This window comes from Nonomuraea deserti (assembly GCF_004348685.1).
GTDB lineage: Bacteria > Actinomycetota > Actinomycetes > Streptosporangiales > Streptosporangiaceae > Nonomuraea > Nonomuraea deserti.
On record NZ_SMKO01000011.1, the window covers coordinates 1 to 12,683 of the forward strand.

General features: G+C 74.1%; 12 protein-coding genes. All 12 read left to right on the top strand.

Going from position 1 to position 12,683, the window contains the following annotated elements:
* Nucleotides 1–563, top strand: a 563-nt coding sequence (locus E1292_RS06905) for an aldehyde ferredoxin oxidoreductase C-terminal domain-containing protein (protein ID WP_132593184.1), incomplete at its 5' end; no start/stop codon positions are given.
* An 87-nt stretch (nt 564–650) separates the two neighbouring features.
* Nucleotides 651–1,409: an SDR family NAD(P)-dependent oxidoreductase gene (locus E1292_RS06910; RefSeq protein WP_132593186.1), complete on the top strand. Its 759-nt coding sequence runs from the start codon at nt 651–653 to the stop codon at nt 1,407–1,409.
* 2 nt (nt 1,410–1,411) lie between these two features.
* Entirely contained in the window at nt 1,412–2,767 is a 1,356-nt protein-coding gene (locus E1292_RS06915) for a class-II fumarase/aspartase family protein (protein ID WP_220446707.1), read from the top strand.
* Entirely contained in the window at nt 2,760–3,707 is a 948-nt protein-coding gene (locus E1292_RS06920; RefSeq protein WP_132593188.1) for a thiamine pyrophosphate-dependent dehydrogenase E1 component subunit alpha, read from the top strand. Before E1292_RS06915 ends, E1292_RS06920 begins: the two co-directional genes overlap by 8 nt.
* Entirely contained in the window at nt 3,700–4,692 is a 993-nt protein-coding gene (locus E1292_RS06925; protein WP_132593190.1) for an alpha-ketoacid dehydrogenase subunit beta, read from the top strand. Before E1292_RS06920 ends, E1292_RS06925 begins: the two co-directional genes overlap by 8 nt.
* The gene (locus tag E1292_RS06930; RefSeq protein ID WP_132593192.1) at nt 4,689–5,150 is read left to right on the top strand and encodes a VOC family protein; all 462 of its coding nucleotides are present in this window, start codon (nt 4,689–4,691) and stop codon (nt 5,148–5,150) included. The genes E1292_RS06925 and E1292_RS06930 overlap by 4 nt, the downstream gene beginning before the upstream one ends.
* Before the next feature lie 64 nt (nt 5,151–5,214).
* A complete protein-coding gene (locus tag E1292_RS06935) occupies nt 5,215–6,063 on the top strand; it encodes an amidohydrolase family protein (RefSeq protein WP_132593194.1) in 849 nt (282 codons plus the stop codon).
* Entirely contained in the window at nt 6,060–7,148 is a 1,089-nt protein-coding gene (locus E1292_RS06940) for a Gfo/Idh/MocA family protein (protein ID WP_132593196.1), read from the top strand. Before E1292_RS06935 ends, E1292_RS06940 begins: the two co-directional genes overlap by 4 nt.
* Complete coding sequence (locus E1292_RS06945) at nt 7,145–8,149, top strand: LacI family DNA-binding transcriptional regulator (RefSeq protein WP_132593198.1); 1,005 nt, start codon at nt 7,145–7,147, stop codon at nt 8,147–8,149. Before E1292_RS06940 ends, E1292_RS06945 begins: the two co-directional genes overlap by 4 nt.
* Before the next feature lie 269 nt (nt 8,150–8,418).
* Nucleotides 8,419–9,381 (top strand): arabinan endo-1,5-alpha-L-arabinosidase, encoded by a 963-nt coding sequence (locus E1292_RS06950; protein WP_132593200.1) that lies wholly within the window; start codon nt 8,419–8,421, stop codon nt 9,379–9,381.
* 168 nt (nt 9,382–9,549) lie between these two features.
* A complete protein-coding gene (locus tag E1292_RS06955) occupies nt 9,550–10,590 on the top strand; it encodes a LacI family DNA-binding transcriptional regulator (RefSeq protein ID WP_132593202.1) in 1,041 nt (346 codons plus the stop codon).
* Nucleotides 10,587–12,596 (top strand): beta-galactosidase, encoded by a 2,010-nt coding sequence (locus E1292_RS06960; protein WP_132593204.1) that lies wholly within the window; start codon nt 10,587–10,589, stop codon nt 12,594–12,596. Before E1292_RS06955 ends, E1292_RS06960 begins: the two co-directional genes overlap by 4 nt.
* Nucleotides 12,597–12,683 lie beyond the last annotated feature (87 nt).

Below are 12,683 nucleotides of genomic sequence, written 5' to 3' on the forward strand. Positions count from 1 at the left end.
AGAGACCGGAGCTGCCGTGTTTCGATCCCCGGATCCAGCCCGGTGTCGGGCTCGGGTACGCGCTCGCGCCGGGCGGCCCGCGCTATGACGCCCTGGAGCACGACCTCGACTTCGATCCCGTCGCGGGGCTGGGCTACAGCTTCCCCGAGGCGCGGCGGATCGGCGCCGAGCCCGCCCCGGCCGGGGTGCTGGACGAGGAGCGCGGGAGGCGCACCGCCCGGCTGCTCCGGCTCTGGAGCGGGCTCGACGCGCTCAACCTGTGCGTCTTCGCCTCCTCCCCCACGCGCCCGCTGACCATCGACCGCCTGACGGCGTTGGTGACCGCCGTGCTCGGCGCTGCGTTCACGCTGGAGGACCTGCTGGCGGCCGGGCAGCTCCGGCTCGACGAGATGCGCGCGTACGCGGCCAGGGAGGGCGGCGGCCCCGGCGTGCTGCCCGCGCGGATGCACGACGAGCCGATCACGGAGGGCCGCCACAGGGGTGCGGTGCTCGACCGGGCCGCGTTCGCGCGGGCGAGCGCGGCGTTCCACGCGGAACTCGGCTGGCCAGACATTTCCCGATAGAACAAGTGATCTCCCTCTTGTCCGGTTTGTGAGGCCGCTGTTAGGGTCAGGTCAATCGTTTGACCGACGAGAGGGAGCGCATCGGGGATGGCTGTCACGATCGACCTGAGCGGGCGCACGGCGCTCGTCACGGGCGGTGCGGGCGGTCTCGGACCGGCGTGCGCCCGAGCGCTGGCCGAGGCCGGAGCGGACGTCGTGCTCTCCGACCTGGAGGGCCCGCGGCTCGCCGAGGCGGCGGCCACGCTGGGCGTCATCGCGCGGCCGGCCGACCTCACCGACCGGTCCCAGGTGCAGGCGCTGGCCGCCGGTCCCGGCCGGATCGACGTGCTGGTGAACTGCGCCGGGATCATGCGCACCACACCGCTGCTGGACATCGAGCCGGACGAATGGCTGCGGATCGTGGACACCAACCTCAACGCCGCCTTCTGGCTCACCCAGGCCGTCGGCCGGCGGATGGCCGAGCAGGGCGGCGGCTCGATCATCACCCTCGCCTCCGTCGCCGCCCGCTCGGGCCGCCCGAACGCGGCCCACTACTCGGCCACCAAGACGGCGCTGCTCTCCCTGACGAAGTCCGCGGCCGAGGCGCTCGCCCCGGTGCGGGTCAACGCGGTCTGCCCCGGCGTCTTCCTCACACCCATGTGGGACGAGATCATCGGCGACCGCGACCGGCGCTTCGGCCCCGGCGCGGGCGCCGGGTACCTCAAGGAGGTCGGCGAGCGTACGCCGCTGGGCCGCCCCGGCCGGCCCGAGGAGGTCGCCTCCGCGGTGTTGTTCCTGGCCAGCGATCTGGCCTCGTTCGTCACGGGCCAGGCCCTGAACGTCGACGGCGGACTGGAGATGAACTGACCGTGGCCGCCGACTCCGCGCAGACGTTCAAATTGCTGCCCGAACTGTTCGGCGACCGCGCGATGGCCGGGATCTTCTCCGCCGAGCGCACCGTGCTCGCCTGGCTGCGCGCCGAGGCCGCGCTCTCCCGCGCCCAGGCCGAGGCGGGGATCATCGGCGAGGCCGACGCCGAGGCCATCGCCGCGGCCTGCGTCCCGCGGAACATCGACCTCGACCGCCTCTGGGAGGAGGCGGCGAACGTGGGCTATCCGATCCTCCCCCTCGTCCGGATGATCGCGACGGCCCTCCCGGACGGGCCCGACGGCCGCGTCCACTACGGCGCCACCACGCAGGACATCATGGACACCGGCCTCGCCCTGCAGATGGGCGAGGCCCTCGACCACCTGGCCACGCTGCTCGGCACCTTCGGCGAGGCGATCGCCCGTCTCGTGGCCGGGCACGCGGGCACCGTCGTCGCCGCGCGCACGCACGCCCAGCAGGCGGTGCCCACGACGTTCGGCGCGAAGATGGCGGTGCTGCTGGCGGAGGCGGCGCGGCAGCGCGAGCGGGTCACCGCCGCCTCCCGCCAGGTGCGGGTCGTGTCGCTGTTCGGCGCCGGCGGCACGTCCGCGGCGATGGGCGGGCACGCCCGCGAGGTGCGCGAGGGCGTGGCCGGGCGGCTCGGCCTGCGCACCACGGACGTGCCGTGGCACGTGGCCAGGGACGGCGTCGCCGAGTTCGGCGTGACCTGCGCGAGCCTGGCGGCCACGGCCGCCCGCTTCGCCCGCGAGGTCGTGGACCTGTCCAGGACCGAGGTCGGCGAGGTGCGCGAGGCGGGCGGCCACCACCGGGGGGCGTCCTCCACGATGCCGCAGAAGGCCAACCCCATCGGCTGCGAAGCCGTCATCGGCATGTCCGGCACGGCGGGGGCGCTCAGCTCCGGCCTGTTCCGCGCGATGGAGGCCGGCCACGAGCGGGCGGCCGGCGAGTGGCAGGTCGAGTGGTACGTCGTGCCGCTGCTGGCCGAGCTGGCCGCGGGCGCGCTGGCCACGGCCGCCGACGTCGCCGCCGGGCTGCGCGTCTACCCCGCCGTCATGCGGGCCAACCTGGGCGCCGAGGGCGGCCTGATCATGGCGGAGGCGTACATGATGCGCCTGGCCCCCGTGCTGGGCCGGGAGAAGGCGCACGACCTGGTCTACCGGGCGGCCCACGAGGCGCGCGAGCGCGGGCGCGGGCTGGCCGAGGCCCTGCGCGACGTCGCCGGCCCCGACGACCTGGCGAGCCTGGGCCCGCTGCCCATCCCGCCCGAGTCCTACATCGGCGACGCCGGGGCGATCTGCGCCGCGGCCCTCGACGCCTGGAGAAAGAGCGATGAGTGAGAGACGGCTCGCGGACCTGCTGGCCATGTGGCGGATCCGCGCGTTCGAGGAGAAGGTGCGCGACCTGCGGGCCGAGGGCCCGATCGTGGGGTCGGTGCACCTGTGCGTCGGCCAGGAGGCCATCCCGGCAGGCGCGTGCGACGTGCTGGAGCCGCGGGACGCGCTGTTCGCGACCTACCGCGGTCACGGCTGGGCGCTGGCCAGGGGCGTGCCGGCGGAGCCGCTGTTCGCCGAGCTGATGGGCCGGGCGACGGGGGTGAACGGCGGCCGGGGCGGCTCGGCGTACTTCACGGCCGCCGAGCACGGCTTCCACGGCGAGAACTCGATCGTGGGCGCCGGCGCGCCGATCGCGTGCGGGGCCGCGCTGGCGGGCAGGTTCGACGGCTCGGGCCGGGCCGCCGTGAGCGTCTTCGGCGACGGCGCGATGAACCAGGGCGCGGTGCACGAGGCGATGAACTTCGCCGCCGCCTTCTCCCTGCCGGTCGTCTTCGTCTGCGAGAACAACCGCTACTCGGAGCTGACGCCGATCGCCGACATGGTGCGCGCGCCGCGCCTGGCCGACCGCGCGGCCGCGTACGGGATGCCCGGGCACCGGATCGACGGCAACGACGCCGAGGCCGTGCGCTTCCACATGCGCGACGCCCTGGAGGTCGCCCGCGAGGGCGGCGGGCCGACGCTGCTGGAGTGCATGACCGAACGGCTGGTGGGCCACTACATCGGCGACGCGGAGGCGTACCGTCAGCCCGGCGAGCTGGAGCGGATCAGGCGCAGGGAGCCGATCGCCCGGCTGCGCGAGGGCCTGCTCGCCGACGGGGTGCCCGCCGCCGACGTCGACGCGGTGGAGCACCGGGCGCGGGCGGAGATGGAGTCCGCCGCCGCCGCGGCGCTCGACGCGCCGTTCGCCGACCCCGCGACCGCGAGGGAGCACCTGTATGCCTGAGCGCGATCTCACCTACGGCGAGGCCGTGAACGCGGCCCTGCACCGGCTCATGGAGGAGCTGCCGGAGACGCTGGTCTACGGCGAGGACGTCGCCGTGCCAGGCGGCGTGTTCGGCGTGACCAGGGGCCTGCGCAAGCAGCACGGCGACCGGGCGTTCGACACGCCGATCAGCGAGTCGGCCATCCTCGGCAGCGCGGTGGGCGCGGCGATGATGGGCCGCCGCCCGATCGTCGAGATCATGTGGGCCGACTTCTCCCTGGTGGCGCTCGACCAGATCGTCAACCAGGCGGCCAACGTGCGCTACGTCTCCGGCGGGCGGCTGAGCGCCCCGCTGACGATCCGCACCCAGCAGGGCAACGCGCCGGGCGCGTGCGCCCAGCACTCGCAGTGCCTGGAGGCGCTGTTCCTGCACGTGCCGGGGCTGCGGGTGTGCATGCCGAGCACGCCGCAGGACGCGTACGACCTGCTGGTGACGGCCGTGCACGGCGACGACCCGGTGCTGGTGATCGAGAACCGCACGCTGTACTTCGGCGCGAAGGAGCAGGTCCAGGTCGGCGGCCCGGTCCGGCCCATGGGAGGGGCGCGCACCCGCCGTGCGGGCTCCGACGTCACGGTCGTCACCTGGGGCGCGATGACGCACCGGGTGCTGGAGGCGGCCGAGGTGCTGGCCGGCGAGGGAATCGACGCCGAGGTGCTGGAGACGCCGTGGCTCAACCCGTTCGACACCGGGGCGGTGCTGGAGAGCGCCCGCCGCACCCGCAGGCTGGCGGTCGTCCACGAGGCGAACGTCACCGGCGGCTTCGGCGCGGAGGTCGTCGCCCGCGTGGCCGGCGCCGGGGTGCCGCTGCTCGCGCCGCCCGTCCGGATCGGCACGCCCGACGTGCGGATGCCGGCCGCGCAGACGCTGGCGCAGGCCCTGGTGCCCGGCGCCGATCGCGTCGCGGACGAGCTACGCGCCCTGACCGGGCGGGAGGCGCCGCGATGAGAGGCGTCTGGCACTTCTCGTTCACGGTCGCCGACCTCGACAGGTCCGTGGCGTTCTACCGCGACCTGCTCGGATTCACCGTCGTGCACCGGCAGGAGCAGGACAACGCCTACACCCGCAGGCTCGTCGGCTACCCCGACGCGGTGCTGCGCGTCGCCCAGCTCGCCGTGCCCGGCCAGCCCCGCGGCGTCTCCACCCACGACCTGGAGCTGGTCGAGTACGTACGGCCCCGCGGCGCGCCGCGCGACCCCGCCCGCCACCTGCCCGGCGCCGCCCATCTGGCGCTCACGGTCGAGGACGCCCGCGCGCAGCACGCCCGGCTGTCGGCGGCCGGCGTGACCTTCGTCAACCCGCCCGCCGAGATCACCGCGGGCGTCAACAGGGGCGGCTACGCCTGCTACTTCCTCGACCCCGACGCGATCACGCTGGAGCTCGTCCAACCTCCCGCGAACGCTTAGCCGGACAGCGGGCTCACCGGCTACGTTGTGTACGCTCAAACGATTGATCATGTGAGGAGGCCGGATGGCCGTCGTCGACGCCCACCAGCACTTCTGGAACCTGGAGACGGGCTCCTACCCGTGGCTGACCTCCGAGGCCGGGCCGATCTTCCGCACGTTCGAGCCGGCCGAGCTCCTCCCCCAGCTCGCCGCCGCGGGAGTCGAACGCACGGTCCTGGTGCAGGCGATGGACTCCTACGCCGACACCGACGCCATGCTCGCGCAGGCCGACGCCCACGACGTGATCGGCGCGGTGGTGGGCTGGGTGCCGCTGCGGCGGCCGGACGAGGCGGCCGAGGCGCTCGAGCGCTACCGGCGGCATCCGAAGTTCGCCGGGGTACGCCACCTCATCCACGACGAGCCCGACCCCGACTGGGTGCTGCAGGACTCCGTGATCGAGGGACTGCGGCTGCTGGCGGCGGCCGGGCTGCCGTTCGACGTGGTCGCCGTGCTGCCCCGGCACCTGGAGCACGTGCCGGTGCTGGCCGAGCGGGTGCCGGGCCTGCGGATGGTCATCGACCACCTCGCCAAGCCGCCGATCAAGGAGCAGGGCTGGGAGCCGTGGGCGTCGCTGCTCGCCCGCGCGGCCGAGTGCCCGGAGGTGTACGCCAAGGTGTCCGGGCTGAACACCGCGGCCGACGCCGCGACCTGGACGGCCGCCGACCTGCGGCCGTACGTGGAGCACGCGCTGGAGCTGTTCGGGCCCGAGCGGCTCATGTTCGGCAGCGACTGGCCGGTGGCGCTGCTGGCCGGCGACTACGCGAAGGTGTGGCGGGAGACGGGCACGGCGCTGTCCGGGCTGCCGCCGGCCGATCGCGCGGCCGTGCTGGGCGGCACCGCGACCCGCTTCTACGGCATCGAGGAGCCCGCATGATCGACGTTTTCGCGCCCATCGCCGCCGCGGCCGGCCTGGGCGTCCCCGCGGAGCACCGGCTGCCGGTCGCGGTGGTCGGCGCCGGGGCGATCGTCGACGTCGCCCACCTGCCCGCCTACCGGCAGGCCGGGCTGGAGGTGACCGGGCTGTTCGACCTCGACGCGGGGCGGGCCGCCGAGGTGGCCGGCCGCCACGGGGTGCCCAGGACGTACGGGTCGCTGGAGGAGCTGCTGGCCGACGAGCGGGCCGCCGTGGTCGACATCGCGGTCGCGCCGGGCGCGCAGCCCGGCATCGCGCGAGCGGCGCTGGCGGCCGGCAAGCACCTGCTGTGCCAGAAGCCGTTCGCGCCCGACGTCGCGACCGGGCAGGAGATCGTCGAGCTGGCGGCGGCCCGCGGGCTGAAGGTCGCGGTCAACCAGCAGCTCCGCTTCGACGAGGGCGTCGCCGCCGCCCGCGCCATGGTCCGGGCGGGCTGGATCGGCGAGCCGACGGCCATGACGTTCACCGTGAACATCCACACCGACTGGAGCGCCTGGGACTGGCTCGTCAGCGCCGAGCGGCTGGAGATCGTCTACCACTCCATCCACTATCTCGACGCGATCCGCTCGGTCCTCGGCGACCCCGAGCTCGTCTTCTGCACCGGCAGCCGCACCCCCGGCCAGGTCGCCGAGGGCGAGACCAGGACGATGAGCACGCTGGTCTACCCGGGCGACGTGCGGGCGCTGGTCCACGCCACGCACGAGAACAGCACCGGCGACCAGGAGGCGTCGTTCCGCATCGACGGGACGGCGGGCGCGATCAAGGGCACGCTGGGCCTGCTCTATGACTATCCGCACGGCCGCCCCGACACCCTGGCCGTCAACAGCCTCTCGTTGCCGACCGACGGGTGGCTGCCCTACCCGGTGACCACGCGGTGGCTGCCCGACGCGGTGGCCGGGCCCATGGGTTCGCTGCTTCGGGCGATCGCCGAGGGCGGCGAGCCGGAGACGTCCGGGGCCGACAACCTCGGCACGCTGCGCCTGATCCACGCCCTCTACCGCTCGATGGACACGGGCGAGAGCGTGCGTCCAGGATCGTCGGCATGAAGCGCTCACGGGTCACGCTCGCCGACGTCGCCGCGATGGCGAGGGTCGACAGGGCCGTCGTCTCCCGCGTCATCAACAAGGACCCCACGCTCAACATCCGCCAGGAGACGCGGGAGCGGGTGCTCACCGCGATCGACAGGCTCGGCTACCGGCCCAACGTGGCCGCGCGGAGCCTGCGCACCGCGCGGGCGCACATGTTCGGGCTGTTCATCCCCGACTTCGCCAACCCCGTCTACGCGGAGATCATCAAGGGCGCGGAGTCGGAGGCGGCCTCGCAGGGGTACGTCCTGGTCACCGGCAGCGCCATCGGCGCCGGGCTCGGCGAGTACATGGACCGGATCGGGCAGGGCCGCATCGACGGCCTGCTGCTGGCCGGGGCGGGCGACGAGGCCGGGCTCGTCGAGCACCTCGACCGGGCCGCCATCCCGTGGATCATGCTCAACAACCGCAGCAGGAGCGTCGAGCGGTACGTCATCCTCGACGACGAGCGGGCCGCCGCGCTCGCGGTGGAGCACCTCGTACGCCTCGGCCACCGCCGCATCGCCCATCTGGCGGGACCGGCCGGCGCCGACACGGCCGGTCGCAGGTCGGCGGGCTACTCGGCGGCGATGCGCGAGGCCCGGCTGCCGGAGGGCCCGATCGTGGCGGCCGGATACACGCCGGCCGGCGGCGCGGCGGCGATGGCCCGCCTGCTCGACGGCCCCGAGCGGCCGACGGCGGTGTTCGTGGCGAACGTGGCCTCGGCGATCGGCGCGATGGAGGGCGCGCGCTCGGCCGGACTCGAGATCCCGCGTGACGTCTCGATCGTGGCCGTGCACGACCTGGAGCTGGCCAGTTACCTGTTCCCGGCCCTGACCACGGTGCGGATGCCGCTGGCGGAGCTCGGCCGTCGCGGCGTCACCCTGCTCGCCGGGCTCAAGCCCGACGACAAGGTGGCCGAGGTGCTGGCCGGGCCCATAGAGCTCATCCAACGCCGGTCCACCGCGCCGCCGCCCGGGTGACGCCGTGCCCGGTGTCGCTGTGGCGCAGCGCAGGCACTGTTAGCGTTAACATCAGAGACGAAAGCGGCTCGAACGTAGGCACGCCCGGCGACCTCTGTCAAGGCCTCGCACCGGCCCCCCGCGGGGACACCCGGTCGGCCGTGAAAGTTTCACCTGGTGGTTGACGTCCGTCAGAAGCCGGGTTTACATGTCGTCCGGCGCAGCGTCAGGCAGGCGAACGACGAACGGCGGCACCCGCCGCCTTCGCCCATCCCCGAAGGAGGACCCCTGTGCGTCGCCTGTCACGCCTCATCGGCACCACGTCCGCCGCGCTCGCGCTCCTCGCGAGCACGGCCTTCGCTTACCCCGACCCCGGCCACGTCACCGGAGACGTCGTCGTCCACGACCCCACGATGATCCGCACCTCGACCGGATACGTGCTCTATTCCACCCACGGCTATCTGGAGGCGCGCACCTCCACCGACCGCATCGCCTTCTCCCGCGCCGGCTCCGCCTTCCGCACGCCGCCGTCGTGGTGGCGTGCCTACTCCTCCGGCAACGATCCGTGGGCGCCCGACATCTCCCAGCACGGCGGGCGCTACCTGCTCTATTACGCGGTCTCCAGCTTCGGCTCCAACCACTCCGCCATCGGCCTGGCCACCAGCTCGACCGGGCAGCCCGGCTCGTGGACCGACCAGGGCGTCGTCTATTCGACCACGACGAGCTCCGACCACAACGCCATCGACCCGAACCTGCTCGTGGACTCCTCCGGCCGGTGGTGGCTGAGCTTCGGCTCCCACTGGACCGGCATCCGGATGATCCGGCTGGACCCCTCGACGGGCAAGCGGCTCCCCGGCGACGGCACGCTCCACCACCTCGCCACCCGCCCCGACGCGCCCCGCGCCGTCGAGGCGCCCCACATCGTCAGGCACGGCGATCACTACTACCTGTTCGCCTCCTACGACCGGTGCTGCGCCGGCACGAGCAGCACGTACAAGGTCAAGGTCGGCCGCTCCACCAGCCCGACCGGCCCGTACACCGACCGCTCGGGGCGGTCCATGCTGAACGGCGGCGGCACGCCGGTCCTGGAGACGCACGGCCGGGTCATCGGCCCCGGCGGGCAGAGCATCATGCGGGACGTCGACGGCGACCTGCTCGTCTACCACTACTACGACGGCGCGGACAACGGCACGCCGAAGCTCGGGATCAACCTCCTCGGCTGGGATTCCGACGGCTGGCCGTACGTGTACTAGGGGGCCTGGGAGCGCGCCCCGGTCACACCGGCACGGCCGGGGCCGCCTTTCTGGACATCCGAATCAACGCCATTGACATCCCCACAAAACGGACCCTAGGTTGTGCGAAACGTTTCGACTACCGTATCGGCCCCCTCCGGCCGAGCGTGCCCCAGGGTCGGGAGCAGGATGCCCTCATTACGCGACGTGGCCGAGCGCGCACAGGTCGCGATCAGCACCGTGTCGGCCGCGCTCAACGGCACCCGGCCGGTCGCGGCCGGCACCAAGCGGCGCATCGAGCAGGCCGCGGCCGAGCTCGGCTACCGCCCCAACCTGCTGGCCAGGGGTCTGCAGAGCAAGCGGACCCGCATCCTGGCGCTGCTGTACCCCGCCCCCCGCAGCGGCTTCGGCCTGACGGAGATGCAGTTCGCCACCGGCGCCGCCGAGGCGGCCCGCGAGCTGGGCCACCACCTGCTGCTCTCCCCCGAGCACGCCGACCCGATCGAGGAGCTGCGCCACCTCACCGGCCTCGGGCTGGTCGACGGGGTGCTGCTCATGGAGGTCGGCCTCGACGACGAGCGTGCGGCCTTCCTGACGGCGGCGGGCGTGCCGTTCAGCATGATAGGGCGCACCCGCGACCCCGGCTCGATCGACTACGCCGACATCGACTTCGCGGCCACGGCCAGGGACGCCGTGGCGCACGTGGCCGCACTCGGCCATCGCGAGCTGGCCTTCTTCAACCTCTCGTCCGGCGCGTACGCCGACGGCTACGGCCCCGCGGTCCGCGCCGGCGAGGAGTTCGCCGCCGCCGCGCGGGCGGCCGGGATCGGTTACGTGGACGGCCACCGCCCGGGGTCGGCGGAGGAGGGCCGGGAGGCGTTCGAGCGGCTCATGGAGGCGCATCCCGACGTGACCGCGCTGGCCGTGATGGACGACCACGCGGCGGTCGGGGTGATCGCGGCCGTGGCGGCGCGCGGATGGCGGATTCCCGATGACCTGACCCTGCTGCTGGTGCTGTCGTCGGCCCGGGTCGCGGAGATGTTCCATCCCAGGCTGACGACGCTGGAGCCGCCCGGCACGGAGCTCGGCAGGCTCGGCGCGCGCATGCTCATCGACCGGCTGTGCGGCGACGGCCCGCCCCAGCAGCGGCTGGTGCCCTGCCGGCTGGTGGCCGGCGACAGCTCCGCGCCCCCACGTACGACCGGACGGGAAGGGAGGAGGCGGGCATGACCTCCCGGCTGGGGATGCACACGCTCACCGCGGGCCGCGGGCTGCTGTTCGGCGGCGACTACAACCCTGAGCAGTGGCCGGAGGAGGTGTGGGCGCAGGACGCCGAGCTGATGCGCGCGGCCGGGGTCAACCTGGTCACCGTCGGCGTGTTCAGCTGGGCCCGGCTCGAACCCGAGCCGGACGTGCGGGACTTCGCCTGGCTGGACCGGGTGCTCGACCTCATGGACGAGTACGGCGTCGCGGTGGACCTGGCGACCCCCACCGCCTCGCCGCCGCCGTGGCTGGGGCACCGATGGCCGCGGACGCTGCCGGTCGACGAGTCGGGCCACCGGCTCTGGTACGGCTCGCGCAACCAGTTCTGCCCCTCGTCGCCCGTCTACCGCGAGCGCGCCCTGTCGATCGTCTCCGCCCTGGCCTCCCGGTACGCGGACCACCCGGCGCTCGCCCTGTGGCACGTGGGCAACGAGTACGGCCAGGTCTGCCACTGCGACGAGTCGGCGGCCGCGTTCCGCGCCTGGCTGCGCGAGCGCTACGGCGACCTGGAGGCCCTCAACGAGGCGTGGGGCACCACGTTCTGGAGCCAGCGCTACGGCGACTGGGCCGAGATCGTCCCCCCGCGTCCGGCCCCGTACCTCATCAACCCGTCGCAGCGCCTCGACTGGCGGCGGTTCTGCTCCGACGCGCTGCTCGAGCACTACCGGGCCGAGCGCGACATCCTGCGGCAGCACACCCCCGGCACGCCGGTCACCACGAACTTCATGGGACTGTTCAAGCCGGTCGACTACTGGTCGTGGGCAGCCGAGGAGGACGTCGTCTCCAACGACTGGTATCCCGAGCCGGGCGACCCGCTGGCCCCGGCGCGCACGGCGCTCACCCACGACCTGATGCGCGGCCTCGCGGGGGAACGGCCGTGGCTGCTGATGGAGCAGGCCACGAGCGCCGTCAACTGGCGGCCGCACAACCTGCCCAAACCGCCCGGCCAGTTCCGGCTGGAGTCGCTGCAGGCGCTGGCCCGCGGCGCGGACGGGCTCTGCTACTTCCAGTGGCGGGCCTCCCGGTTCGGCGCCGAGCGCTTCCACGCCGCGATGGTGCCGCACGCCGGGCAGGACACGCGGCTGCACGCCGCGGTCCGCGCCCACGGCCGGGAGTTGCGCGGGCTCGCCTCCGTGGCGGGCACGCCGGTCCCCGCGCGGGTGGCGATGGTGTTCGACTGGGCGAGCTGGTGGGCGCTGGAGGAGCGCGGCCGGCCGAGCGACCGGCTCAACGCTACCGACCAGCTGCTCAGCTACTACCTGCCGCTGTGGGAGCGCGGCGTGAGCGTGGACGTGGTGCCTCCCTCCGCGGACCTGTCCGGCTACGCGCTGGTGGTGGTGCCGAACCTGTTCCTGGTCGGCGACCGGGACGCGGCGGCGCTGACCGCGTACGCGCGCGGCGGCGGCGTGCTGGTGGTCGGGCCGTTCTCCGGGGTGGTGGACGAGCGGTCGCACGTGCGTACCGGACGGTTCCCCGCGCCGCTGCGCGACGTGCTGGGCGCGTCCGGGGAGGAGTGGCTGCCGGCGCCCGACGGCGTGCCGGTGCGCTGCCGGTGGGCCGGCGGCGCCGCCTTCACCGCGCACACCTGGACGGAGCTGGTGGCGGCCGAGGGCGCGGAGGCGGTGGCCGAGTTCGCAGGAGGCGACCTGGCGGGCAGCCCCGCCGTGCTGCGGAACACGGCCGGCGGCGGAGTCGCCTGGTACGTGGCGACCATGCCCGAGCCCGCCGCGCTCGGCCGGATCATCGAGCGGGCGCTGGCGGACGCCGCCGTGGCCGGCGCGCTGCCGCTGCTGCCGCCGGGAGTCGAGGCGGTGCGCCGCGGAGACGTGCTGTTCCTGCTCAACCACGGCGCCGATACGGCCGTCGTGCCCATCCCCGAGCAGGCGGAGGATCTGCTGACCGGAGCCGTCGCCGACGGCGAGGTCACGCTGGCGCCCCGCGACGTCGTCGCGCTGCGCCCCCACGCGGAGTAACCCCTGCTCACTGTTGCGGCCCACTGTTGCGAAAGGAGGGGCGGCGCCTCCCGCCGGTCCCCACGGCGGGGGACGCCGCGCCACGAT